The organism is Aliidiomarina quisquiliarum (assembly GCF_023922585.1).
Taxonomy (GTDB): Bacteria; Pseudomonadota; Gammaproteobacteria; order Enterobacterales; family Alteromonadaceae; genus Aliidiomarina; species Aliidiomarina quisquiliarum.
In genome coordinates this window covers 20,573-43,112 of sequence record NZ_JAMFTN010000007.1, presented here as the reverse complement: position 1 = coordinate 43,112, position 22,540 = coordinate 20,573, and the positions used below count along the sequence as shown (strand labels likewise).

The window sequence follows — 22,540 nt, the reverse complement described above, 5'->3', positions numbered from 1 at the left end:
TGCCTTTCATGGCTGTTTTTGAAAGCTTGCTGATGGCTTTAGCTTTAGTCATGGGTTTGCTAAAGCTAAGGCCTAAGTTGGTACTCAAGATAATTAGATGGTCAGAAAAATTGCCCAGTTTTAACTGGTACTTATCGAAATAGGGAGTGTTGATATGAATAGCCAACCAAATTTTACTGATGAAATCAAAGCGCATTGGTGTGTGGTGCCAGGAAGTCTCTTTATTTTATTTAGCGCGTTGTCAGTGGCTTTATCGAGACTAGCATGGGCCTCATATCATAACTTGGGCTTTATAGAAGCAATCGGTCTTTTTTCCCCATGGTTTTCCTCATGGGTGGTTTTATTTGTTATTACGCTCTTTATTTCTGCACATGAGGGCGAGATAGACATGAAATCGAAAGAGCTTTACAGAGCTAGAATGCAGGCTATGTATGGTGACAAGAACTAAGCATAGCTCTTGAAAACCTCTATTTAAAAGCACTCATTATTTCCATTAATACCCATTAAAAGAAGCAATGTGTTTAACTGTAAAAACTAACGGTGTTTTGATTCAGATGTATCGTGTCCTTAGTTAATCTAGTTGAGGACGCGATATGAGTAATGCAGTTTTACAGTTGAAGTCACAGCGACGGAAAACCCTTTCTTTAGTTGCTGCTAAACCATGACGTGTGCAACGCCCTACTTCTCGGTGCGCCAGCATAGTTAGGGGCAAATGTTTGTAGTGTTTGGTTTTGACTTGTTTACATTGTTTTGCTGAATTTCAGGTAGGTACAAGATGAATTATTACACGATAGAGGTTAAAGCGGTTGACTCACCTTTTGTTATCGAGAGAACGCTAACTGGGAAAGAGCAAGCGCGCAGAGTGTTTAGAAGTATGTGCCAAAGCAAAAGTTCTCTTGCCAATTTAAATGCAAGCAAGGCAACTATCCGGTTGCTGGCAAGCTCGGGTATGGTGATGGATGAGCGCCTACTAGAAGCTTAATTGCACCTTGTGAGTGCGACTTGTTCCAACAAGTCGAGAGAGATAGGAGTTTACGTCATTGGTTTAGCAGGACGGGGATAGTTGTTTGCGGCAAGTACAGAGTTGTCGCCGCATCCATGCTGCTATGACATATTTATGGTTGCCGTTAAACACTCGCCATGAGTCGCCAAACCCGCCATTAATCGCTCAGAATGACAAACAATAAAGCCAAATCAACCCATGCAGAAGGCTAACTATGACAAGTTTATGGTGCTGACTATCACTTACAAGCCTTACAAAAAAGGGCGAAGCGTAGCAGGCGTTTATCTTTTTGTTGAAGAGAACTCACAGCTCAGCTTGTTATAGCAACCCAAGCAGTCCACTTTAAGTAGGCTTTTTGGCTGTAAATGCTAGCGCGTTTTGCTTTCTGTGGGATATTGGTGGTGATGTTTTCTATGTATGACCACCATGCTTTAGGGGGCTTTATGGATCATGTGATGTACCGCTCATATTGCTATATGAGTGATCCGACATTAACGCTTTGGTTATCTTGCGGGGAAAAAATATCCATTATCGAGTTGGAGTCTAGCGACCGCCCGTACAGAGACAAAATCTATATTGAATTAGGCGGTGTTAATATAAGCGCCTATGGCCCGTTAGATGCTGATGACCAAGGTTACTTGGAGAGTGAGTCAGGAATTGCTTTATCCCCGTCAGTTTGGCTGGAAATCAATATGGTCATAGAAGCGTTGTTTAAAGGCAACGCCAAGTTGAATGAAATTTTAAGCACAGTACCAAGAACAATCCCACTGATTCATGCTCCTATGAGGAAGCTATAAGCCGTCAAGACTTTGGTGTTAACGACCTTATAGCAGCGCAGATGTGCCAGTTATTGTGGCGCATGGTACCTCACGGTGCGCTTTCTTATCATGGTGTGTTGGTTGATCTGGCTTCAGGTGAACATACGCCTTTACCCATCAACCCTCTTAACTGGCAGCTAATGGGTTTTGACATGGATTTAGTTAATTTACCCCTGAAATTTGCAGTCAAAATGCCCTTTTTACTGCTCAGCTAAAAATATTGCTGCTTTCCAAAAAGCCGGATAATAGGTTGTGTATTCATCAACTCGGAGTAACACGCATGACTGACTATCGCCCTATCAAAATCGCTGATGTTGTGGCCTGCAACAAGACAAGTGAGATATTCAAAGTAATGGTAGTTCGAGACACAGAGTTAAGCGTTTATAACCATAACCATGAGCGACATACCTTGGCTCTCAACAATGTGCGACTTGCCACCGATCATGATCGGGTTTTGTTTTCTCAAAAACATCCCGACACCTGCCCTTTTTGCTTAACTAGCGGTATTGAAGGCGGCTTTATAGAAATTTCAGAAGGTAAAGCTCTTCAAGAAAGTTGGTGTGGCTCTTGTGGATATGAGTGGGTTTCTGAATACGGCTTAAGCGCAATCAGTAAATTGAATGAGGTAGCGTGATGCAGGTATTCCAAAACACCATTTCATATCTTAATTGCGCGAGGCGAGGTGATCGCATCGCACTTATGAAGTCGAAAAAAACTCCACATTGGCGACCTAGCTCTATATTAAGGTGCGCTGTAACATGCGGCCTATACCCTAGCGCCGGTGAGCAAGTTGTATTGAATTTTGAAGAGTTCAGTTCGTTAGTTATGGCAAAGTTTGTGTTAATAAACTTTAAAACACTGGAGAGCAGGCAGCACATTGATATGTGTCACCTAGCTTATGAAGCCTACGTTTTCCACCATAGCAATAAGACTGAAAGTAACCGGTTAGGGCTTATTAAGGATCTGCTTCACTGTGACAGTAAAGCTGTAGCTTTGAAGCTAAATGGGATCAAGTGAACATGGTTGACTGCAAGGTGAATGTGAGCGGTGACAATTAAGTGACCAATCAGGCTGCCAGTACCGCTGCGGGGCCACTAAGAACACCATTTCATATCTTAATTGCGCGAGACGAGGTGATCGCATCGCACTTATGGAGTCGAAAAAATCAAAAATCATACAGCCACTTTCCAAGCACAATGTGCTCACTGTTTTTGAGGTGGGCCCCCGGACAGTGAAGTGCAAATCCTGGCGACAACATAAAGCTAAAAGTTTACGTACCGCCCAGCTCCCTATTGCGGTGCTGAGTGAAGCTGAATATCAACAACTCCCGGAGGACTAATGGTTATCATTTTTCAGCAAAAACTTTCACGCACAAAACCCAATGGTGATATTGCAACATGGACAATTCGCGTGGAATCTCCTGACGTAACTCGCGGCGCGACCATTATCACCGAAGTTAAAAGCGGGAAGGATAAAGATGTCGTTGTGCGTAAAAAATCCATTTTAAGAGGCAAGCGGCTACGAAGCGCATCACCAATGCTTCCAGGGGATATGGCAATTCGAGAAGCCAATAGCCGAACGATCCAAAAAATTTCAGATGGATACGAGCACGTTGAAGAGTAATCGTTGAAAGGGGCTTTAAGTCCCCTTTTGTTTAGGCAAATAACTGGCGTTGGTGCAAAACCGTGTAACGATAAGTGCATATCAACGAAGGAGCATTGTTATGTCAATTACGATTGAGCTTGATGGTAAAGAACTAAACACGGTATCTGCGAGCGTTTGCCGACTGGCAATCTCTGGAGGCAAAGCCCATGAGATTTTTGGCTATGTTCGTCTTATTATTATTCCTCGCTCGGGCGGCGTATCTGCCTTTTTATCAGGCTCTAACGGCGCTCAAACCCTAACTCGACCTATCTGCGTGTCCGTTGATGCGCTTGAAGAAGAAAAAACGCTTCTCATGTCAGCCAGTAAGCTACAGCAAATCTCAACAGCCTATAAAGACAGCGATAAACCCGTGAAGCTTAAAATAGAGCCGTGTGGTTCCAAAGGCGTGTTTTCATCGGGGCGAAGCAAAATGAAAATGGAACTTGCTGATCCATCCACCTACCCTTCTCCGCCAAAAATTGATGGTGAGTTTGTGACAGTCACCTTACCGCTTGAAACATTTGTTTCTGAGCTTAGTAAAGCAAAGCACGCCGCTTCCATGAACTCACCTAGAGCATTTTGTAATGGTGTTAACCTATCCTTTGCTCAAGGCTCTATGTCCATTATAAGCACAGATGGGCATAGAATGTTTAAAAGCGTTATGGCTAATGTTGAGGTGGAAGGCTCTAGCCACCCCTCTGTGATTGTGCCAACTCATACACTCGATTACGTGTGTACGATTCAGGACGCTCCCGATTCCGTTCTTGTATTGAGACTGAATAAAAATATGGTTGAGTTTACCAGTGCCAACGCACAAGTACGCACGACGCTTATTGACTGTGAGTACCCTAACGTCAGCAATATCTTTGACTCCATAAAATCACCAATCGGTCTTGTCAATCGTGAAAGCCTTATGCGTGTTTTAAGTCGCATAAAACCGATCACTGATGATGTTGGCCGTCTTGATATGGACTTTGAGGATGGAGAGATTATCGTTAAGGCAGTGGACAGTACGGGGGCTATCATGGGTGAAGATGCACTTTCATTCCAATCCGGTGCCACAGCCAAAAAAATACGCCTTTCTTGTCGCTACCTCCTTGACGCACTCACGAATATTGACGGTGATGAAGTGACTTTGGGGTTCGATGAGCAAAAGAACTTTCTAACCCTGAATCCTCTCAATCGAAGCGATCAAACCGCAATCGTCATGCCAATGGCACGGTAAAACCCTACCCTCCAAAGAAGCCGCCTCGCATTTATATATAGTACCTTGAACTATGTATAATCGCATGGCGGTTTTTTATTTTAACTCCCAAAAAAATGGCGTGGTTTTACTCTTATGGGAACATGGAATTGTTCAAATCAATGGAGATAAATCATGCAACAAGCTCAAGTTAAAGCCAGTGAAAATTCAGACCTTATTCATCTTCATGCGAGCGATATCATTGCCCCCCCATTCGCTAATGCGAGAAGAAAACGCGACCCCCAATCTTACGAAGAATTAAAGAACTCTGTATCACAAAATGGCTTTGTCTCCGCGATTACCGTTCGACCTGCCCCTGAAAATGGCAAGTACGAGCTGATTGCAGGATTTGGACGCAAGCAAGTCGCAGAGGAGCTTGGTATTCCACTCCCCTGCATTGTTCGTCAAGTGAGTGATGAGCAGGCGTATGCCCTGCATATCTCGGAGAACCTTGATCGCGAAAACCTAAGTTTCATTGATGAAGTCTATGCCGCTAAAACATTCACCTCGTTTTACGCAGGTGATCGCGATAGCGCAGCAAAACGTCTTGGCTGGAGTCGTAAAAAGCTCTATGAGCGTCTTGAGCTATTGGCCTGTGACGAAAAGGTATTAAGCGCACTTGAAGCTGGCACAATCAAAGCAGGTCACGCACTGATTCTTGCGCCCTTTGAGCAAAGCGTTCAGGTGAGCACGTTAGAAAAAGTAATCACTGAAAATCTAAGTGTGAAAGATTTACGCGAAAGAGCGCGCCGAGTCCAACTGCCTTTGGCCAACGCAAAATTTAATACCGCTTCATGTAATGGCTGCCCGTTTAATAGCCAGCAGCAATCAGGGTTGTTTGATAGCCCTGACGATGGAGCGCTTTGTTCAAAACCCAAGTGTTACATTGAAAAAACTCAAGCTCATCTTGCTGATGTAGTTGCAGAGCAAGAGGAATCACATAGCCGCGTTATCTTTATGACTTCAAGCGTCAACCATGACCGAATTACCGTGAGTGCCGCTAACGTCGGTAAAGAGCAATTCGAGTCTGGCTGTATGGGGTGCGACTCTCGAGCGGCACTGGTTGATGACCGCCCAGGCTATGAGGGCCAAGTAACCCCATCACAGTGCTTGAATAAATCATGTTTCGATGAATGCGTGACGCTGCTTGAGAACGAAACGAAATCACCGGAGATTGAGCCAATATCGCCCAGTGAGGTAAGTGACGATTCGAGTGATTCACAAGCTGATAATCTGAAAGTTTCAGCCACAACTAGCACAACAAAGGTTCAGCAAAAAACACCTGATCGCGTTATTGACCATCATAAAAACGAAATTCGAGCGTTTGCCGCACAGCACGTTAGTGAGAACCAGTCTGTGCGCCTCGCAATCATGGCGCTTAGCGTAGAAGCATTATTTGGTCTTTCTAACATCAGCACCACAAGCAACCCCACTGCGCGGATTAAAGAGTTGTTGGCTCTCGATGATAAGGGAATCAAAGAAGCCATTTCTCATGCCCTCGATAACGGCATTCAATCTGCTACGACTGTAAAGGGCAACACGCCAATGTACGACTTTATGGCGCAAGTGCTGTCCTGCGTTGCTGGCGGTAATGAAGCTGCGGTTGAGCAGTGGAAGCCAACCAAAGAAGCGCTCGGTAATTACTACACACAGGGCATACAAAGCATTGTTAAGTCTTCCGGCGTAGAAACGTCGCTTCCCAAAGGAGTGATGCCAACGAAAAAAGGTGAGCTTATTAGCGCAATCCTTGCAGCGGAGTTTGATTGGTCTGGCTTTGCTCCTGCGCCTTTCAAGAAACTTTTGAAATAACACAATGAAAGCCGCCAGCGTAAAAACTGGCGGTAATCTCAAATCACGGTTCAATAGTCCTGTCATTACACACAACGAGGGAAATCGTATGTTAGAGCAAATTAAACAACTCATTGAGCGCGGAAACCTGAACGCGGTGAACTTGAAAATCAGCCTTGAGAATGGTGAGCCTGTTGTTCAAATGAGTGTCCAAACCGATGGGGTTCACGCCTCGGTGCTTAGTAAAGGCTCTCAGGACACAGAAGAGGCTCGTCAGGCGCTTTTAACGCTACGCGCCAACCTCGCTCGACCAATCATCTTTAAAGGCTCTGACTTTGACTCTGAGCTTGCTAAAGCGATTCCAGTGTTATGCGGAAGCTACGCAAAAGCACTTGAGAATGTTGATGCACTTTCCATCGCAGCAAAACTCGATAGCGCCAGCGAAAAAGCAGGAGCAGCGACGCAAAAAGCGCAAGCAAAACAACCTGCCAAAGCAAAAGCAAAAGAAACAAAGGCGACTAAAGCAAGTAAAGACGAACCCGCAGCGTCCTCTCAAGCCGATGCTAAAAAAGATGCCGTATCCGAAACCTCGCGTACTGTAGATACAAAGACAAACGACACTACCGCGCCAGCACCAACAAAAGATGCGGCGGCAATTAGTGGTCAGTTTGACTTCGATTCACTGTAAGGAGTAACTAAATGCAAAAGTTAAAAATGGTATTTAAAGTTGGCGCACGTCGCATCGAAGCACCTAATCAAGACGGATCGCTTGCGGAAAACCTACGCCTCTTAAAGCAGCAGTTCCCATTCTTTCGATGGACTGATGTACTTGAAGAAGATGGGCAGGTTCATGGGAATGAGTTGGTTTATCCTGTCGAGCTGCCCCCAGCAAAAACCAACGGTTAAGCCATGAGCCATATCACCTTTACTGAACAGGACGTGCGCGACTTTGTGAGTCGCGTCCGTCAAGCCACCAATTCAAGCAGGGAGCTTGTAAAATGCAATCAAATGCCGCTTATTCACAATCAGCAAGTACAGCAATTACATCGTTCTTTGAAAACATCGCTCCCCAAAGATCGGCAACTTTACCTTCATGCGCCACCCCTATAACTCATGTATTGAAAGGTGAAACCCTTACCTTTGATACCACTTCAACTCAAAAACTCAATCACGAAGCAAGCCTAAGAAACCACGCGCGAATCCAGTATGCGTCAGGAAGTTTTGTCTCAAAGTATGAGTCTCAGTTGGTGGCACTTGCAGAACGCAACCTGCTTGACCCCTGCCATTTTAATGCGCTCACGAACGCCCATACCCCTATCGACGCCATAAATGCACTTGGTGACGCATTAGACGAGCCAGCAGCCCGACTTGTTGATGCGGGGAATCGCACTGTGGACGAGGTTAAAAATATACTAAAACCACTAAACCTTTCAGTTCAAACGGCAAACACGCTATTCAATCACCCGCTTATGGATTTTTTGGTACAAGAGGGTGAGCATTATGAACGCAGCGACCCAACATGGAGCGTTTCAAATGGTGGCGAACTCGAAGCACTCCTTTGCCCTATCGGTGACTTGAAAAAAGCACTTCCAAAACACAATAAAGCATTATTTGCACCACTAAGTAAGGTACTCAACACGTTACTATGCACACTCTCAGGCTTTGGTCTTGCTATCCATTCAAGTGAGCTTGGTGAGGGCTTGATGTATGAGTCGCTAACGCCGAGTAGCTACGGTAAAACCATGCTCGATATGCTTCATGTGTATTTGTTTGAATGCCCCGAAGATGACCAAAAGCAAATTCTACTTCGCTCTATTTTAAGTGAGGTGAACGCCCAAGAAGAGCTTTGGATTATCGAGGATCTTTTCTATATGCACATCGACGGGGAGTATAGCGATATCGAAAGTATAATCGGCGCTGCCTTTGGTGAAGGTGGATATTCACTCCAATGTGCAATCCAAGAAACATTTAATCGCGCTTACGTTGGCATTCGATGGGGCGGTGGCGAGCTGTTCTCACCTACCGATGGTTGTGTCTTTACGCAAATGGCGCAAGCACTCAGTCAACTACCTAAAAGACACCCTTTGGTGAGCAATCTATATGCTCTTGTTCAAGTGTTATCGGACAATAAAGCCTTGCTAGAGTCCGACCTCAAAATGGAATACGACGAGGAGGTTATGATTCGTTGCAGTGGCTTTGTAGCGCCATGCAGTCAATATGAGTTTGAGAATCTAGGCGTGTACGAGATTATCAATGATCTATACCGATACGGTATGGAAACAGGCGAGCTAGGCGACCGTTTCTTATTTACACCAGAATCTTTTGAGTGTGCTAATGCCGCTGAAAGTTTTAAAGGCACTCTACTGGCAAATGCTGCCCTTATTTATGTCTGCCTTGTTGTGACAGATTACATCGAGCAAGCCGCCAAAAAAGTCGCGTAATCACCGCCCCTTGTTACAGTGTTTGTATTCCTATTTACAAGCAAGGGCATAGCGATGTTTTATTTACACGATCCAAGCAAAGAAAGGTTTAAGCGCGATATAAAACTTGAACCTCACTTCAAGCCCAAGTTGAAGTTTGCGATTGGATTTTTTGATACGGGCATTGGGTTTGCCTCAACCATTCATAGTGTCGAAAATGGTGCGCTTGGGATTGGCAAGCCAGTCTCATGTGGTGAAGTTATCAGTGCGCTGAACAACATCATGCAAGAAGAAGCCGAGCAAGGACTTTTGCGTGAGCGCACTGGAAAAGATCGCGTTGGCTGGACAGATAAACGGGTCATTTTCGAGAACGCCTCAATCGTTGCCTGGGTAGCGCCAGCAACGAAGCGAGCGATGTGGTTTCGCATCGGCAGTGATCGCCGCATTAAACTCAACCCCTATTGGCCTCGGTTACTTTTTATTGCTCACAAGAGCAGTATGCAGCTTCGTGTATATTGCGTAGCAAGAGCAAACGTCACCCCCGACACGCTGATTTATCATGCTCCGATTTGCAACGTCAATGCACAAGGTGTCATCTGTCAAGGCTCTGCAACTCGACCTGAATATAAGGGTATCACTACATCAGCCTTTCTCGATGAGTGTGAGGCGGTCATCTACGATTCAAACTTCACGCACGTTAATCACAATCAAACCTTCAACCATAAAGGACGAAACGGGGTTACGACCGAGGCGCATATCGCCCACTGGAAACGCATCGAAAAAGCACAGCGAAAGACAACAACAAAAGATCTAGTTCGCACCTCATGGCGAGCAAGTGATGTTCTATTAGGAGCTGCACAATGAACACAATGAAAGCCCCTCAGCATTTCCTTGAGCAATTTATGCGCGACGAACCACTTAGTGTTCATGTTGTAGGTGCTGGAGGAACAGGAAGCTGTTTTCTTCAAAAGCTGATTCAGCTACACAGCACGCTTGTTCGGCTCGGTGCTGCCGGATTAGATATAACCGTGTTCGATGATGATACTGTTTCCGAAACCAATATCGGACGACAAGCCTTTTACTCTATGGATGTCGGGCTTCCCAAAGCAAAAGTGCTTATTGAGCGATACAATGCGTTTACAGGAGTTGACTGGTCATACTCTATAGAGAGGTACTGTCCAACTCGTAATCAAGCAGTCATGCCCGATGTATTGGTAACGTGTGTAGATAATCCGCAAACCCGCGTACAAATCGGACAATACTTTAAGGATAAAGATTTTTTCAAAACGCTTCTTTGGCTCGATGGTGGTAACGATAAAGATAGTGGGCAGGTTGTCATGGGTATGTACCCTAAAAAGGGCTGTGATGATGACCAACGAGTACCCTCTATATACGATCTATTCACCGAGTCGCTTGAAAGCAATGAATACGAGCCAACTGACTCATGCTCGCACGAAGAAGCGATTAACAAACAAGACTTTGGTATTAACGACCAAATTGCCACCCAAATGATTCAAATCCTTTGGCGCTTGATTCGACACGGCGAGGCTGAATATCACGGTGTCTTTATTGATCTTAAATCAGGAGAGCATAACCCCCTACCCTTAAACCCGCTTAACTGGCAAATGCTTGGATATGTCGCCTGAATGTTTCAGGCGATATTCTCAACTCCATCAACACGCAAATGCCAAAAAAATGGTGTAAATCCAGCTTCGTGAGATAGTGGTTTCGTTCAACACAGCCACTTGAGGAATCACCATGAACAAAGAGAGCATTATTTCTTTAGCTGAAGCAATCGCTATGCCGTGCTATCGGTTAAGCCAACTCTCTCAAGCGATTACGCTTCGCTCTGTAATGGAAAAGCTTTGCATTGCTTCGCTTGAAGTAAATGCAGAAGAGAGCTTTGATGACAACAGCTATTACACCGACTACCGTTTTGGTTCGGGAGTGTTTATAGATGAGCCTGGCGTTGAAAAAGCCGGAGGTGTCACCGCTATCGTCGATGTTATTGAGAGTATGTTTAATATCGAGGTAAATCTTACATCAGATAATCCTGAAGGGCTCGATGACTTCTTTTCAACGTGGGAGTTTTTAGAGGTTTTAGATGAGCTGGTTTCCGCTGAAGACATTTATCTATTTAATCAGCGTGAGTCTGATGTGCAACTGGCGCAAATCACGCGAGATATCGATGAGTGTATCGCTCGCGATATACCGGCTCTTGAAAATGCCTTTGCTGAACTTAAAGTTGTCTAATATGCTCTTTAATCAAGCAGTCCGAGCAGGAGAAGCGCTACACATTGATGTAGCCTCTCTCCCTCGCATTACAATAAAGAACGCACCTGTAATGGATATACTTCGTGTATATCCACAGCTAGAGCCTGTTGTTGCTGCGCTTTCCAATGTTATTCCTGTTCAGCGAAAGTATCTAGGGTTAAGCGTATGGAGTCAGGTTTTTGAGCCAATGGACACCACATGCTCTGATGACGGCTGGCATTTAGATGGGCGCATGAACCCTGATTCACCGGATTACTATGGTCTTATCTGCTTTGGTGCTGATGGGTTTCGGACGATGTTTTACAAAGGCGTTGTTTCAGCAGAATTACCCGATACCCTACCGACCACTCCTGAATCACGGCGAGCTTATTTTCAAAAGGCTTTAGCACACGACTTGAGTGATGAGTCGTTTGGTTTTGAAATTCCCAATGCAACACCTGTGGGCTATTCAACCTTCGATTTTCACAAAGGACGGGTAGCTCCCCAAGGCGGAACACGTTTATTTGTTCGGTTAGCGGCTAGTGACTTTATTCGCCCTAAAAGAATCCGTTTGTAACTTTCACAGAGGAATTGATATGAGCTTTATCGAGATACCTTTTGCCCCGTCAAAAACGATCTTTTCAGCCGGTAATACCGTGTACTGGCAAGATGTCTGCGAGCTGGTTGGCCATGAACACTCATCAGGTTTGTTTACCGTGGTGACGCCACCAGATCCCGATGACTTTGATTCTTTCGATGAGGTGATGACTGATGGAATTTACGTATTATCAAATGGCGTTTCAACGGTCGAAGCCTACCACCATGAACTACGTCAGCCAATAATAGACGAACCTTGCAACGCTTAACACTCGCGCTTCCTTTCATGGGAGGGCGGTTTCCTCTCTCTTCTACTCTACATGAACATTGACAAAGCCTTTGTGCTTAAAGATATTACGCTTTACTACATTTCCATCTTTGTCTGTATTTTCTTCGCTCACTCGCTCCGAAAAGGCGTATAGCGGGGTAACATGGTTCTCTCTCAAAGCGCTTTCCAGAAAAGACATGAAGAACGGCGCTCCACCTATCATTGCCTGGAGGAAAATCGGATCATTGTCGTCCTCACCTAGCTCGTTGTGAATAACAAGCTGGGCGATGTCATGAGCGCGATCTTGAAGCTCTTTATTCGTTGGTATGTCAGTAAAGGTTAAGAGGGCTTTTAGATGTTTCAGCGAATTGCCCCTTAAGTCCACGACGCCTGCTTCCTTTTGCTCAGGCGTTGCTGGGTGCTGTGTTAAATTTAAAATCATTGTTGTGCCTTTTTTTGGAAGAGAGCCGCTATATTAACCCGATTTTTAACTTCACTTGTCATGCACAAGCTTGTGTGAGCTTATTTTTGTATTTTCTTGCGTCATCCATATTCCGTGAGATCGTAATTCACATCAAAACTCAACGACTACGGAGCTTCACATGGGATTTTTCTCAAAACTTACTGCCGACACCAATGAAAGCATTCCAAGCAGTGCTGTCGCTCAACACAAGCCTGTCTATTTGATACAGCCAAACGGAAAGCCACCTGTCCGCGAAGATAGCTATGAGGGCTTTGGTGTTATCGGTGGTGTCAATTGGTTTGTCTGGCTTGCAAAAGAGAATGCTGAAAAGCTTAATCTCGACTTGGATGCTCTGAGTGATGATGATTTGTTTCACATCGGCATTGGAATTGATTGTGGGTATGTTAAGAAGGATAGAAAAACAGACGAATACTGGGTTATTTTTCATCGTCACGAGCAAGCCATGGGGAGCGTTGATGTTAATGTTTTCAGAGGCACTTATTCTGATGTTATTCCTGAGTTGGGTGCGAGCGCAAATGAGCTCGTTGAATCTGGTCGATTCATTAGTGTTCCCATTGCTGAGGTTACCCCTGATCTTTTCAGTATCAAGCTAAGCCACAACCCTGATGCCATCTATGAAGACTTACCCGCATCGAAAGACTGCCCTTTTCAAGGGTTCTTCTATCCCGATGAGATGGTTCTCTTTGAGAATTTTACGGTTGATGAAAAATACCTCTGAGAGCAACTGATTGCCTCTGTTGACTGACCTGCCGTTGTGCAGGTCTTTTTTTGCTGATTTGCTTTTCATTTGAAACTTTCAGTAGGGAATCCAGCTTTCATATTGTCCTATCAACCCCAGGACGCCAAAAAAGATGCGTCGATTAAAAGGCGTGAGACATTGGTTCCAGTCTTCGGACTTACCCTTTCATTTATTAGGAGCGCAACTTATGACGGCTTTTGAAGCAACTCTCTTTATCAATCACAGCAGCGGCAAAACTGGCTCATGGCAGATTATCGTCGAAGCACTACCGAACGGTCATGCCCAACTCACCACCCATGCGTGCAAAGTGGTCGGCGGTACTCCGGTAATCAACACCCGTACTGTGACCGAGGGTAAAAACATCGGTCGAAGCAACGAAACCACCCCGCTTGAGCAAGCTATCAGTGAAGCTAAATCAAAAGTCGGGAAAAAGATTGATAAAGGGTATAGCTACGAGCAACCTGAAGCTGGAACTGTTGCCACGAATGGCTTAGGTCTAGCTAAACCTATGCTGGCGTATGAGTTCTCTAAGGTCGGTCGCATTAACTACCCCGCATTCGCCCAGCCTAAACTCGATGGGAACCGTTGCCTCGCAGCGCGAGTGGGTAATGAAATTTTGCTCTGGAGCCGTGGAGGCAAGTTCTTTGACTTACCGCACATTAAAGCAGCCCTTGAGGATGTTTTAACAGAAGAAGGCATTATTCTTGATGGGGAGCTTTATATTCACGGGCAAGTATTACAAACAATCAATGCCCTTATTAAAAAGCCGCATCGCGAAACCACTCAGATTCAGTATCACGTTTATGATTTGGTGTTAGATCAAAACTACCAAGAGCGCTTATGCCGACTTGAAACGCTCATTAATGACAGCAATGAGCATATTGTTTTGTGCGAAACGCATATCGCAAATAGCGAAGATGAATTGATGGAGCTTCATGCTCGCTGGGTGGGCGCAGGTTACGAAGGCACGATTGTTCGTGATGGAAACTCGCCCTACCAAAACAAGCGCTCAAAATCGCTGGTGAAGGTAAAAGACTTTCAGGACGATGAATTTGAGGTGCTGTCCGTGTTAAAAGGAACACCGCGAACCCTTAAGTGCGGAACGGTACTTCAGTGCGCTATTTACGAATGCTGTGCAGGTAACGGAAGTAAATTCCGTGTAACCGCCCCCGGTGATATGCACCAAAAGCATGAGGCGTTTTTAAAAGCGGATACCGCTGTCGGTCGTCCTTTGACGGTGAAATATTTCAATAAAACAAAAGATGGGGTTCCCTTCCTGCCTGTGGCTATTAGCTTACGTCCTAGCGGGTATTAATGCGATTCACGGGGAGCTTCGGCTCCCCAATTCATCATTGAAAGTTTCAGTCATTCAAAATAAGTCTCCACATAGCACTGTTCATGCTTAATTTCTGGCGGTAATTCAACTTCGTGAAATGATAGAACTATATCAACTACGGAGAGCAACCTATGAACCAACCTACCATTCAACCCAAAGAGCATAATGCTGGCGTTGCACTTTCCACTGCGCATATCAGCAACGAAGATGCTGCCGATCTACCTTATTTCGCTACAGCACCTTCTCACTTCTTTTCGCGTGAATACGGTTACTTCTTCATTGTGCCGGAAGATAATGCTCTGTTCATCGATCTCTTTTCAGGAAAAGTCGGTGAAAGCGTTTATGCCCTTTTGCAGTGGGCGCGGTCACAAGGCTTTCGCTACGTCGAGCTAGACCAAGATGCGCCTATTGAGCCTTTTTTGATTAATTATCAGCAAGATTGAAAGTTAAACGCAGGAAAAATAACTATGAATGATTTTGTATGGCCAAGCGATGTAGATCGTGCAGAGAACGAAGAGCTGAATCGTGTCTGCGAGTATCTTGAAGAAGTACTTGATGAACATGAAACGCTAACAGGCAAGTTTCAACGCCTTAATGACGTGTGGCGAGCTGATGGGTGTGGCTCCAATAGCTGCATGATGAAACCGCCTGAAAGTGTTGGGAATAACGGTGGTTGTCGATGTTACGAAAACAGATCGCTGATGATGAGCGTAACGCAACGCGTAAATGCGATTCTCAATCAGTAAGGGAGCTACCAATTAACTTGCGGGAAGCTATTTCTGCGAGATGATGTTCATGCAACCAAATTGACCAAGGACTGCCAGATGAGTATCACCAAAACCCAAGCCGCTTTTATTTACATGGGTGACAATCAAGATCACACCATTGCAAGTGCGAACGTCATTCGAGCGAAGCACGGATTCTTTTACGCAGATGCCATTCACTGCTTAAACGGTGATTGGTCAACCGGTGCTTTCATGGATAAAAAAGGCCGCTCTGCCCCAGCGCTCTACTTAACCCGTAAAGAAGCGTTAGACGCCCACGAAGAAGCGCTAAAAGATTTTAATGATACGGAAGAGCGCGATGCAGATGACGCCTATGAGGGCGAGGTTGTTGCGGTAAAGTGGCATAGTGATGACCGCCTTGAATTTTTTCACCTGAACGAAAATGGAATCCCCTACCCTGAATCAGTTGGGTTTACGTGTGCTCGTCGAGCAATGGGCGAATAGGTATTGCTCTGCTTGCGATTTTCCGCTGAACATTTCAAACGCAGTACGTTACATGAGGAAATATTTTATGACCGTTAATTCATTACCATCAAATTTTCATCGCGCATTGAAAGCTTTCGGATTGCGCACCCCTGACTCACTCGGGCCCGATCACTTTGTGTTGAATCGCATTCCGTTGACGGACGTTTTTGGCAACCCAGAAAAGCATATCGCCTTCCCGATTGCACTCAACGAGCCGGTTGGCGATGAGCGAGAGATTGCCATTCTCGATTTGGAAACAACTGGGTTTAACCCTGAAGTAGACGAAGCGATTGAAGTAGGTATTATCCGTGCATCGTACAGCCCTTCCGCTGGTCGATTAACAAGCATTTTGGGGTCGCTAAGCGCGCTAGAGCAACCGGCACGACCTCTGGAAAGCATTATTACCGAAGTCACAGGATTAACCGATGATATTTTGAAAGGGCAAACATTCCCTACAAGCAATGTATCTGAAATTTTAAGCGGTATTGAGTTTATCGTGGCGCATAATGCCGCGTTCGACAAAGCTTTTTTCGAAAATCGGTTCCCGCAGCTAAGAGGGCTGAAATGGGTGTGCTCTTGCAAAGGTGATATTGACTGGAAATCACTTGGCTACCCATCTTCGAGCTTGCCTAAAATCGCTTCGCATCAGCACTTCTTTTATGATGCGCATCGAGCCACCATTGACTGCATGGCTGTTATTTGGGTCTTGTTTGTGGAGCCTAAAGCTTTTGAGCAGATGCTTGATAATGCTCAAAAGGAATCTTTCAAAATTCAGGCGTTTGGTGCGCCATTTGAGGTGAAAGATCAACTCAAAGCCAACGGCTTTAAGTGGGACGGTGATGCGCGTGTTTGGTGGGCGCTCGTTAAAGGTTTAGATAAACTGAATGAAGTCAGTGAGATTTTGTCTTCGCTTTACCCAAACGGTGGCCATATTGCTCATGTAGAGCAGCTTTAAACCTTGTTAATCCATCTTGCCTACCAGAGTGATACTTCGGTGTCGCTCTGATTTTTTTCCTTCCCTAGCAATAACCTGATAACCCGCTGTGCATCGAGAGGTTGCACAGCGGGCGATGACGGCGTGTTAAGCTCTAAAACCATTGACCAACTCATGCAGTTGTTCAGACACACGCTGTGAGCTGCGAATGCTTTCTGCACTGTCTTGTGTGCGCTCTAAACTGCGATTAGCCAGCTCAGAAATCTCCGCAACCTGGCGGTTCACTTCTTGCGACACCATGGCTTGCTCTTCAACCGCAGTGGCCATTTGCTCAGACATAGCAGAAATCTTACTGACCGCTTCTACAATACCCAGCAACATGCTTTCTGACTCAACCACACGCTGTAAACCCAGCTCTGCATCAGCAGCGCCTTCTTCAGCTACCAGCACCGAGGTCGCCGCTTGCGCGCTGAGGCTCTCAACAATGTGACCAATATTCTTAGCTGAGTCACGCGTATTGGAGGCCAGCAAACCCACTTCATCAGCCACCACCGAGAAGCCACGACCATGCTCACCGGCACGTGCCGCTTCAATTGCAGCGTTGAGGGCTAATAAGTTGGTTTGATCCGAAATGGTCTCAATGGAAGCGGCTGCAAGCGCAATCGCATCGGTTTGTTGCGCCAGTTGTTTAACTGCCTGACCAATATCCGACACTGTGCCGCGCAATTGCTCGATTGAGGTACGAGTAATATGCGCAATTTCCACACCTTGGTTGGCCAAGTCACTGGAGTGATCAGCCTGCCCTGCGGTTTTCTGTACGTTTTCCGAAATCTCATGAATGGCCAACGACATTTCTTGCATCGCTTTAGCAACCAGTTCAGTTTGTTGCGTTTGGTTGATAATCTCGCCACGCGCTGTTTCAGTCAACGCTAAGCCGCGACGTGATTCTTCAGTCACATGGCGCGATGCATCTTCAATACGCGTCAGTACGGTATCTAAGTGCGCACGCAAGCTCATCACACCCACCGTAATATTACCGGCCATACCGCATTGATTGGTGTAGGTGGTGACAGCCAATGGGTGCATAAAAACACCTTTTAGCTCGTGATTGATCGCATTTAAATCCTGTTTATGCTGATAATTCAATACAGCACCAAAGACCACTAAAGCTGCAGCCAGCCACAGCGCACTGATCATGGGTGACAGGCTGTAGCCTAAAATCGCCGCTGGAATCAATAAAGCTACAGCCAGTAATACTTGCTTGATCGAACGAGGTATTTGTACTTGAAAACTTTTATTGCGAATGCGTGCATAGGCCTTTTCTGCGCGCTCCACATCAATGCGTTCAGGGCATGAACGCACCGACTCATATCCCACGACTTGGCCATTTTCTGTGATCGGCGTGACATAAGCACTGACCCAATAAAAATCACCATTTTTACAGCGGTTTTTTACCATCCCCATCCATGGACGCCCTGCTTTAAGGTGCTGCCACATCACCTCAAAGGCTTCTTTAGGCATATCGGGATGGCGTACAATATTGTGGTGCTGGCCCACCAACTCCTCACGAGAAAAACCACTGATCTTTTCAAAACCATCATTACAGTGGGTAATAACGCCCTGCAAATCAGTCCCCGAAATGAGTTTTACATCGGGTGAGAATACTTGTTCACGCTGAGTTACAGATCGATTACTTTTCATAACAGTCGCCTTCAATATATGTGCACAAAAAAAATTATTACTTCTCTATGGCCTGTTGACGTTTCGTCACAAGCTATTGAATTATAAGTGCAAACTCGTATCTTTGAAGATCTCACCCAACATCGATACGAGTTTGCTATGCCCCGACTGATGCTCAGTGATGAACACTGGTCGAAGCTGAAAGTAATTCTGCTTCACAATGACATCTATAACAAGCGTGACTTGCGAATGACCGATGTCAATGGCCATTAACACTCAGTGAAAGGCAATGCTGATATGGACTGGGGGCTTTATCGTTACCGACACTTGGTGGAGAACATCTTCGCTCGGCTAAAGCATTACCGGGCAGTGGCTTCACGCTATGACAAACTCAAGCGAAATTATGAAAGTGTGGTAGCCATGGCATGTGCATTCCTTTGGCTACCCATGTGAAACGTCAACAGGCCCTAGACTTCCAATTTTCTTGCGCTAAATCAGATTCAAGAGATGATACTCCGACATACAGTGATTGTTGGAGAAAAATCATGAATACAGCGCATCAAAACGACTCCACTGCACGCATTTTGGTTCCAGACAACATGGATGCGGAAATGCCGATAGCAAAAGGCTCAGGGATTGTGGCGGTTAGCATGGATGAAGACATGGATGTGGTGTACTACGAAGGCAATATCTATGGCGCTTCAAATTTACCTTGTAGCGCGTAAAGCCTCGCCCAATACGGGCGGGGATATAAGCGCATCGGCGTAAGCCGATTTGTTGTCAACTACATCAACCTGTATATAATAACAGTATGCACACCAAAACCCTGAAACTTCGCATTAAAGACAAACACCGTACCGTGCTTAATCACCAAGCTCGGCAGGTGAACTTTGTCTGGAATTACATCAACGAACTCAGTTCGCGGAGTATCAGGGAGCGAGGTGTGTTTTTGTCCAACTTCGACATCCAAAAATACACCAATGGCGCATCGAAAGCGTTGGGTTTGCACAGTCAAACGGTTCAGTGTCTATCCAAAGAGTACGTCACCCGCCGCAATCAATTTAAAAAGCGCCAGCTATCATGGCGTAAGTCCGGTGGCACCCGGCGTTCATTAGGCTGGGTCCCGGTCAACACTGGAGCGGCCAAATTCAAAAACGGACAGGTCTTTTTTAACGGCCAATACTATAGTGTCTGGGATAGCTATGGCTTGTCCCAATACCAATTTAGAACCGCATCCTTTACGGAAGATGCACGGGGCCGCTGGTACTTTAATGTGGTGGTCAGTGTTGACGTTAAACCTTCAACGGGTACCGCATTGGTCGGTATCGACTTGGGTTGTAAAGAGGCGGCTACCGCATCCAATGGGGAGCAGCTGGCCAATGGCGAATACCGCAAGCTGCAACAGCAGATGGGCATTGCTCAGCGGGCCAGAAAGAAACACCGGGTGAAGGCGATACACGCCAAAATCGCCAACCGGCGAAAAGATAACATCCACAAATTTACGCGCAAGCTGGTTAATAACAGCGCGGCTATCTTTGTGGGTAACGTTAAGCCCCTGGCATTGGTGAAAACCAAGATGGCTAAATCCGTATTGGATGCCGGCTGGGGTAGCATCAAGACAATATTGGAATACAAGTGCGCTCACGCAGGTATTGTCTTTGAAGAAATCAACGAAGCGTTTTCAACCCAGACCTGCTCGTGCNATAGTTTAGATAATGATCGTGACATCAATGCTGCATTGAACATTGCCGCGGCGGGGCATCGCCGTCTAGCTGTAGGAATCCTCGCCCGTGGCCGCGAAGCGGCTTAGGGCGGGGAGGATGTCAAATGACTTGGAAACGCGCATTGTTGTTGCCGCAGGTCGCGCCTTGCAACGCGCGCCCACCATAGCACTTGCCGCATTAAAAAAGACCGCTATTCAAAGTCGGATGCGGGAAGTGGGCTATGTCCAGATGAATACAAAGGGTCGAATGAGTGTGACCATCACGGATAAGGCGCTCTACGACCAATGGGAAGCGAAGTATTCACCAAGTGAATAATTTGCAAGTTTTAGCGCAAAGCCCGAATGCCTAAACTTCCAAAATAGTTGCGGCAAATAAGACTCATGCGATGATGACTATATACAAAATCAACAACAGGAACGGCTATGCAAAACGTTGATGAACAATGGAGCGAAATTAAGTCATTTCTCGATGATATTCGAGCGTCAGGCTTAATCAATCCACTAGGCGCTGCCCCAAGTCTTATGGCCGACTTTGGGTTGACGCGAAAAGAAGCAGGTCATGCCGTCCAAAAATGGATGCGCAGTTTTGATAACTCCCCTGCGAATGGGGTTCAAATTTAAGAGCGGGTGATCCCCGCTAGGGGGTCACATGACTACTACCACTCAACGCTTTCGTGTTCGCCTTCGGCGCGCTGCACGACTCGCTGCTCAGCTTACTGAGCTGTTTGATTTTCTAGGTTTCACTTTTCTAGCTCAACTTGCTCGGGCTGTGTTCCTAGCTGCTCTGGTTGCTCTGCTTCTTGTAGACCTGCTAGTGCGTACCACTTTGCACCTCACCGTTTTAACCTTTCGGTTTCTAGGTGCGCGACTGGCTCGCCTTGCTCGGGCTGTGGTTGCACTTAGCCTAGCATTGGCACTTTCAGGCATATTGCTCTGCGGGTTTGAAATGGATGCAAACATCAAACCGAGTGTTTATAGAGCGCACGTATGGCTTTAAGTCCAAAAAAGATGCGTCAGTTCCGTTTCGTGAGATAGTGGTTTTATCAAAAGAAACGGAGTTGACCATGCATATTCCAAGCTATGAAGAACGATTGAAGCGCGTATCAGATAGAGCCTCTTTGATTAAGGAGCTTCACGAAGCTCAAATTGCAGAGCTTCGAGCAAAGAAAGCCATATATCAAGGCGTTCCTGCTCAATTTAGAGGGCTTCCGGTAAATGTCGCAGGGAACTTCAACCCTCATGGTAAGCGTGTTTACCGCCAAGCCCATGAGGTCGTTAGGAAACTAACCATCAACTTCAATCGCCTATGCGCATCAATGAAAAAAGGCCTATCTGTTTCCTGATTCGCACCTTGTTCTTATGGAGAGTAATTATGAAAAGCACAGTGATGAATAGCGATTCCTATATTCGACAGTCCGGCTTAGTATGCCCTTGTTGCGGTTTCAGCGATGGAGTTTCTGCTGAATATTTTGAATCGCAAGGCTTAACTGGTGATCAACGGGTTGACTGCTCTCGGTGCGAATCGACATGGTTCGATGAGTACCGCTTGACAGGATATCGAGATTTACAACAAGGAAACCATCTCAAGCTAGAGATATGCGTGCCCTATGTTGTTGAGCATTTTAAACAAACCAAAGCGCTGCCTGAAACTTACGAGCAAAATGGGGTGAAATTTTCACGCGAGATATTAGTCGGTGCGCTGCCTTGTGTGGTGTCTAAAGTGTTGCGTTGGCTCTCATCTGATGATGATTCAGATATTGACTTTATGGTGCTTTCAGCCGAAAAAGGTGAACGTCGAATGTGTTTTTGCCACCGTGATGAAGCCGTATATTTCAATGAGTGCATCCAAGATGAGTGGATTAACAGCGTATGTTTCGACGCTCTATTGCCAATGCTTCGAGACGATCATCGCTTTTGTGATGTCCTTAACTATTTTGATGAGGTCATTTAAAAGAGGTGTGTAATGTCAGATTCCATTATGATTGCGCTTATCGAGTCCACAGGGAGTACTTTAGCCGTTTTGATACCTTCCCTAGCGGCACTCTATCTAAGTCGACGCTGGTTTCATGTAAAGCGTCTTGAGGACAGCTACGAGTCTGCACTTCGAGACATTCAATACCTGCTCACCGTAGAGTCTGTTCATTGTGAGCTACACAAAGAAAATCATGGTCAATCTTGGCGGTTAAAAGCGCGGCATATCGCCAATAACCAAGGCGTGTTCTGGAGTCAACGAAACACATACAGCTTGACGCAGAAACACCTCGATAAGCTTGAATATCGAAAAAAATCGTCACGGCGATTGCGGCGTTTTGCGCTGAAAGATTAAGAGGGAAACGGCTGCTAAATTACTTGTGCCAACT

31 protein-coding genes and 1 pseudogene are annotated in these 22,540 nt (G+C 45.8%); 30 read left to right on the top strand and 2 right to left on the bottom strand.

Annotated elements, in window-relative coordinates:
* Positions 1–154: 154 nt before the first annotated feature.
* The 15 genes from M1L23_RS00585 to M1L23_RS00515 all read left to right on the top strand — a co-directional run bounded on the left by M1L23_RS00585 (position 155) and on the right by M1L23_RS00515 (position 12,035).
* Positions 155–448 (top strand): hypothetical protein, encoded by a 294-nt coding sequence (locus M1L23_RS00585; RefSeq protein ID WP_252624989.1) that lies wholly within the window; start codon positions 155–157, stop codon positions 446–448.
* A 327-nt stretch (positions 449–775) separates the two neighbouring features.
* Positions 776–982: a hypothetical protein gene (locus tag M1L23_RS00580; RefSeq protein ID WP_252624987.1), complete on the top strand. Its 207-nt coding sequence runs from the start codon at positions 776–778 to the stop codon at positions 980–982.
* 434 nt (positions 983–1,416) lie between these two features.
* Positions 1,417–1,800, top strand: coding sequence for a hypothetical protein (locus M1L23_RS00575; RefSeq protein WP_252624986.1), 384 nt, complete (start codon positions 1,417–1,419; stop codon positions 1,798–1,800).
* A gap of 301 nt (positions 1,801–2,101) precedes the next feature.
* A complete protein-coding gene (locus M1L23_RS00570; RefSeq protein ID WP_252624985.1) occupies positions 2,102–2,455 on the top strand; it encodes a hypothetical protein in 354 nt (117 codons plus the stop codon).
* Positions 2,456–3,159: 704 nt separating this feature from the next.
* The gene (locus M1L23_RS00565) at positions 3,160–3,444 is read left to right on the top strand and encodes a hypothetical protein (RefSeq protein ID WP_252624984.1); all 285 of its coding nucleotides are present in this window, start codon (positions 3,160–3,162) and stop codon (positions 3,442–3,444) included.
* Positions 3,445–3,544: 100 nt separating this feature from the next.
* Complete coding sequence (locus tag M1L23_RS00560) at positions 3,545–4,690, top strand: DNA polymerase III subunit beta (RefSeq protein WP_252624983.1); 1,146 nt, start codon at positions 3,545–3,547, stop codon at positions 4,688–4,690.
* 153 nt (positions 4,691–4,843) lie between these two features.
* Positions 4,844–6,517 (top strand): PRTRC system ParB family protein, encoded by a 1,674-nt coding sequence (locus tag M1L23_RS00555; protein ID WP_252624982.1) that lies wholly within the window; start codon positions 4,844–4,846, stop codon positions 6,515–6,517.
* 88 nt (positions 6,518–6,605) lie between these two features.
* Positions 6,606–7,184 carry a hypothetical protein gene (locus M1L23_RS00550; RefSeq protein ID WP_252624981.1) on the top strand — a complete coding sequence of 193 codons (579 nt, stop codon included), beginning with the start codon at positions 6,606–6,608 and terminating at the stop codon, positions 7,182–7,184.
* Positions 7,185–7,195: 11 nt separating this feature from the next.
* On the top strand, positions 7,196–7,402 hold the full coding sequence (locus tag M1L23_RS00545) for a hypothetical protein (RefSeq protein ID WP_252624980.1): 207 nt from the start codon (positions 7,196–7,198) through the stop codon (positions 7,400–7,402).
* Between the two features lie 92 nt (positions 7,403–7,494).
* Entirely contained in the window at positions 7,495–8,937 is a 1,443-nt protein-coding gene (locus tag M1L23_RS00540; protein WP_252624979.1) for a hypothetical protein, read from the top strand.
* Positions 8,938–8,991: 54 nt separating this feature from the next.
* A complete protein-coding gene (locus M1L23_RS00535; protein ID WP_252624978.1) occupies positions 8,992–9,780 on the top strand; it encodes a hypothetical protein in 789 nt (262 codons plus the stop codon).
* Positions 9,777–10,562 (top strand): PRTRC system ThiF family protein, encoded by a 786-nt coding sequence (locus M1L23_RS00530; protein WP_252624977.1) that lies wholly within the window; start codon positions 9,777–9,779, stop codon positions 10,560–10,562. The genes M1L23_RS00535 and M1L23_RS00530 overlap by 4 nt, the downstream gene beginning before the upstream one ends.
* A gap of 112 nt (positions 10,563–10,674) precedes the next feature.
* Positions 10,675–11,169 (top strand): hypothetical protein, encoded by a 495-nt coding sequence (locus M1L23_RS00525; RefSeq protein ID WP_252624976.1) that lies wholly within the window; start codon positions 10,675–10,677, stop codon positions 11,167–11,169.
* 91 nt (positions 11,170–11,260) lie between these two features.
* On the top strand, positions 11,261–11,746 hold the full coding sequence (locus M1L23_RS00520; RefSeq protein ID WP_252624975.1) for a hypothetical protein: 486 nt from the start codon (positions 11,261–11,263) through the stop codon (positions 11,744–11,746).
* A 19-nt stretch (positions 11,747–11,765) separates the two neighbouring features.
* Positions 11,766–12,035 (top strand): hypothetical protein, encoded by a 270-nt coding sequence (locus M1L23_RS00515; RefSeq protein ID WP_252624974.1) that lies wholly within the window; start codon positions 11,766–11,768, stop codon positions 12,033–12,035.
* A 42-nt stretch (positions 12,036–12,077) separates the two neighbouring features.
* Here the strand turns inward: M1L23_RS00515 and M1L23_RS00510 are convergent, their stop codons facing one another.
* Entirely contained in the window at positions 12,078–12,476 is a 399-nt protein-coding gene (locus M1L23_RS00510) for a hypothetical protein (RefSeq protein WP_252624973.1), read from the bottom strand.
* Between the two features lie 160 nt (positions 12,477–12,636).
* Between M1L23_RS00510 and M1L23_RS00505 the strand changes: the two genes are divergently transcribed.
* The 6 genes from M1L23_RS00505 to M1L23_RS00480 all read left to right on the top strand — a co-directional run bounded on the left by M1L23_RS00505 (position 12,637) and on the right by M1L23_RS00480 (position 16,798).
* Positions 12,637–13,236, top strand: coding sequence for a hypothetical protein (locus M1L23_RS00505; protein WP_252624972.1), 600 nt, complete (start codon positions 12,637–12,639; stop codon positions 13,234–13,236).
* A 208-nt stretch (positions 13,237–13,444) separates the two neighbouring features.
* Positions 13,445–14,572: an ATP-dependent DNA ligase gene (locus M1L23_RS00500; RefSeq protein ID WP_252624971.1), complete on the top strand. Its 1,128-nt coding sequence runs from the start codon at positions 13,445–13,447 to the stop codon at positions 14,570–14,572.
* A 152-nt stretch (positions 14,573–14,724) separates the two neighbouring features.
* Positions 14,725–15,036 carry a DUF5983 family protein gene (locus M1L23_RS00495; RefSeq protein ID WP_252624970.1) on the top strand — a complete coding sequence of 104 codons (312 nt, stop codon included), beginning with the start codon at positions 14,725–14,727 and terminating at the stop codon, positions 15,034–15,036.
* 24 nt (positions 15,037–15,060) lie between these two features.
* Positions 15,061–15,339, top strand: a complete 279-nt coding sequence (locus M1L23_RS00490) for a hypothetical protein (RefSeq protein WP_252624969.1) — start codon at positions 15,061–15,063, stop codon at positions 15,337–15,339.
* Between the two features lie 78 nt (positions 15,340–15,417).
* Positions 15,418–15,822, top strand: coding sequence for a hypothetical protein (locus M1L23_RS00485; RefSeq protein WP_252624968.1), 405 nt, complete (start codon positions 15,418–15,420; stop codon positions 15,820–15,822).
* 67 nt (positions 15,823–15,889) lie between these two features.
* The gene (locus M1L23_RS00480) at positions 15,890–16,798 is read left to right on the top strand and encodes an exonuclease domain-containing protein (protein WP_252624967.1); all 909 of its coding nucleotides are present in this window, start codon (positions 15,890–15,892) and stop codon (positions 16,796–16,798) included.
* 126 nt (positions 16,799–16,924) lie between these two features.
* On the opposite strand, the gene M1L23_RS00475 is transcribed toward M1L23_RS00480, so the two are convergent.
* The gene (locus M1L23_RS00475) at positions 16,925–18,478 is read right to left on the bottom strand and encodes a methyl-accepting chemotaxis protein (RefSeq protein WP_252624966.1); all 1,554 of its coding nucleotides are present in this window, start codon (positions 18,476–18,478) and stop codon (positions 16,925–16,927) included.
* 264 nt (positions 18,479–18,742) lie between these two features.
* On the opposite strand from M1L23_RS00475, the pseudogene M1L23_RS00470 reads away from it, so the two are divergent.
* From M1L23_RS00470 to M1L23_RS00430, 9 genes and pseudogenes are all read left to right on the top strand, one after another.
* Positions 18,743–18,910: pseudogene (locus tag M1L23_RS00470) on the top strand (IS5/IS1182 family transposase); the annotation flags it as partial.
* Positions 18,911–19,002: 92 nt separating this feature from the next.
* Positions 19,003–19,182 carry a hypothetical protein gene (locus M1L23_RS00465; RefSeq protein ID WP_252624965.1) on the top strand — a complete coding sequence of 60 codons (180 nt, stop codon included), beginning with the start codon at positions 19,003–19,005 and terminating at the stop codon, positions 19,180–19,182.
* Positions 19,183–19,268: 86 nt separating this feature from the next.
* Complete coding sequence (locus M1L23_RS00460; protein ID WP_252624964.1) at positions 19,269–20,267, top strand: RNA-guided endonuclease InsQ/TnpB family protein; 999 nt, start codon at positions 19,269–19,271, stop codon at positions 20,265–20,267.
* A 10-nt stretch (positions 20,268–20,277) separates the two neighbouring features.
* Positions 20,278–20,496: a hypothetical protein gene (locus M1L23_RS00455; protein WP_252624963.1), complete on the top strand. Its 219-nt coding sequence runs from the start codon at positions 20,278–20,280 to the stop codon at positions 20,494–20,496.
* Positions 20,497–20,603: 107 nt separating this feature from the next.
* Positions 20,604–20,801, top strand: coding sequence for a hypothetical protein (locus M1L23_RS00450; RefSeq protein ID WP_252624962.1), 198 nt, complete (start codon positions 20,604–20,606; stop codon positions 20,799–20,801).
* Positions 20,802–20,829: 28 nt separating this feature from the next.
* On the top strand, positions 20,830–21,177 hold the full coding sequence (locus M1L23_RS00445; protein ID WP_252624961.1) for a hypothetical protein: 348 nt from the start codon (positions 20,830–20,832) through the stop codon (positions 21,175–21,177).
* Between the two features lie 67 nt (positions 21,178–21,244).
* Positions 21,245–21,523 (top strand): hypothetical protein, encoded by a 279-nt coding sequence (locus M1L23_RS00440; RefSeq protein WP_252624960.1) that lies wholly within the window; start codon positions 21,245–21,247, stop codon positions 21,521–21,523.
* A gap of 29 nt (positions 21,524–21,552) precedes the next feature.
* Entirely contained in the window at positions 21,553–22,131 is a 579-nt protein-coding gene (locus tag M1L23_RS00435) for a hypothetical protein (protein WP_252624959.1), read from the top strand.
* A gap of 12 nt (positions 22,132–22,143) precedes the next feature.
* Positions 22,144–22,506, top strand: a complete 363-nt coding sequence (locus M1L23_RS00430; RefSeq protein WP_252624958.1) for a hypothetical protein — start codon at positions 22,144–22,146, stop codon at positions 22,504–22,506.
* Positions 22,507–22,540 lie beyond the last annotated feature (34 nt).

Excerpts from the sequence above, each read along its gene's own strand:
- M1L23_RS00500 (WP_252624971.1), top strand. The coding sequence starts at position 13,445 with ATGACGGCTTTTGAAGCAACTCTCTTTATCAATCACAGCAGCGGCAAA.
- M1L23_RS00570 (WP_252624985.1), top strand. The coding sequence starts at position 2,102 with ATGACTGACTATCGCCCTATCAAAATCGCTGATGTTGTGGCCTGCAAC.
- M1L23_RS00545 (WP_252624980.1), top strand. The coding sequence starts at position 7,196 with ATGCAAAAGTTAAAAATGGTATTTAAAGTTGGCGCACGTCGCATCGAA.
- M1L23_RS00440 (WP_252624960.1), top strand. The coding sequence starts at position 21,245 with ATGCATATTCCAAGCTATGAAGAACGATTGAAGCGCGTATCAGATAGA.
- M1L23_RS00490 (WP_252624969.1), top strand. The coding sequence starts at position 15,061 with ATGAATGATTTTGTATGGCCAAGCGATGTAGATCGTGCAGAGAACGAA.
- M1L23_RS00520 (WP_252624975.1), top strand. The coding sequence starts at position 11,261 with ATGGATATACTTCGTGTATATCCACAGCTAGAGCCTGTTGTTGCTGCG.
- M1L23_RS00585 (WP_252624989.1), top strand. The coding sequence starts at position 155 with ATGAATAGCCAACCAAATTTTACTGATGAAATCAAAGCGCATTGGTGT.
- M1L23_RS00575 (WP_252624986.1), top strand. The coding sequence starts at position 1,417 with ATGTATGACCACCATGCTTTAGGGGGCTTTATGGATCATGTGATGTAC.
- M1L23_RS00475 (WP_252624966.1), bottom strand. The coding sequence starts at position 18,478 with ATGAAAAGTAATCGATCTGTAACTCAGCGTGAACAAGTATTCTCACCC.
- M1L23_RS00525 (WP_252624976.1), top strand. The coding sequence starts at position 10,675 with ATGAACAAAGAGAGCATTATTTCTTTAGCTGAAGCAATCGCTATGCCG.
- M1L23_RS00445 (WP_252624961.1), top strand. The coding sequence starts at position 20,830 with ATGACTACTACCACTCAACGCTTTCGTGTTCGCCTTCGGCGCGCTGCA.
- M1L23_RS00430 (WP_252624958.1), top strand. The coding sequence starts at position 22,144 with ATGTCAGATTCCATTATGATTGCGCTTATCGAGTCCACAGGGAGTACT.
- M1L23_RS00580 (WP_252624987.1), top strand. The coding sequence starts at position 776 with ATGAATTATTACACGATAGAGGTTAAAGCGGTTGACTCACCTTTTGTT.
- M1L23_RS00465 (WP_252624965.1), top strand. The coding sequence starts at position 19,003 with ATGAATACAGCGCATCAAAACGACTCCACTGCACGCATTTTGGTTCCA.
- M1L23_RS00505 (WP_252624972.1), top strand. The coding sequence starts at position 12,637 with ATGGGATTTTTCTCAAAACTTACTGCCGACACCAATGAAAGCATTCCA.
- M1L23_RS00485 (WP_252624968.1), top strand. The coding sequence starts at position 15,418 with ATGAGTATCACCAAAACCCAAGCCGCTTTTATTTACATGGGTGACAAT.
- M1L23_RS00450 (WP_252624962.1), top strand. The coding sequence starts at position 20,604 with ATGCAAAACGTTGATGAACAATGGAGCGAAATTAAGTCATTTCTCGAT.
- M1L23_RS00535 (WP_252624978.1), top strand. The coding sequence starts at position 8,992 with ATGTTTTATTTACACGATCCAAGCAAAGAAAGGTTTAAGCGCGATATA.
- M1L23_RS00515 (WP_252624974.1), top strand. The coding sequence starts at position 11,766 with ATGAGCTTTATCGAGATACCTTTTGCCCCGTCAAAAACGATCTTTTCA.
- M1L23_RS00560 (WP_252624983.1), top strand. The coding sequence starts at position 3,545 with ATGTCAATTACGATTGAGCTTGATGGTAAAGAACTAAACACGGTATCT.
- M1L23_RS00565 (WP_252624984.1), top strand. The coding sequence starts at position 3,160 with ATGGTTATCATTTTTCAGCAAAAACTTTCACGCACAAAACCCAATGGT.
- M1L23_RS00540 (WP_252624979.1), top strand. The coding sequence starts at position 7,495 with ATGCAATCAAATGCCGCTTATTCACAATCAGCAAGTACAGCAATTACA.
- M1L23_RS00455 (WP_252624963.1), top strand. The coding sequence starts at position 20,278 with ATGTCAAATGACTTGGAAACGCGCATTGTTGTTGCCGCAGGTCGCGCC.
- M1L23_RS00555 (WP_252624982.1), top strand. The coding sequence starts at position 4,844 with ATGCAACAAGCTCAAGTTAAAGCCAGTGAAAATTCAGACCTTATTCAT.
- M1L23_RS00435 (WP_252624959.1), top strand. The coding sequence starts at position 21,553 with ATGAAAAGCACAGTGATGAATAGCGATTCCTATATTCGACAGTCCGGC.
- M1L23_RS00550 (WP_252624981.1), top strand. The coding sequence starts at position 6,606 with ATGTTAGAGCAAATTAAACAACTCATTGAGCGCGGAAACCTGAACGCG.
- M1L23_RS00480 (WP_252624967.1), top strand. The coding sequence starts at position 15,890 with ATGACCGTTAATTCATTACCATCAAATTTTCATCGCGCATTGAAAGCT.
- M1L23_RS00495 (WP_252624970.1), top strand. The coding sequence starts at position 14,725 with ATGAACCAACCTACCATTCAACCCAAAGAGCATAATGCTGGCGTTGCA.
- M1L23_RS00510 (WP_252624973.1), bottom strand. The coding sequence starts at position 12,476 with ATGATTTTAAATTTAACACAGCACCCAGCAACGCCTGAGCAAAAGGAA.
- M1L23_RS00530 (WP_252624977.1), top strand. The coding sequence starts at position 9,777 with ATGAACACAATGAAAGCCCCTCAGCATTTCCTTGAGCAATTTATGCGC.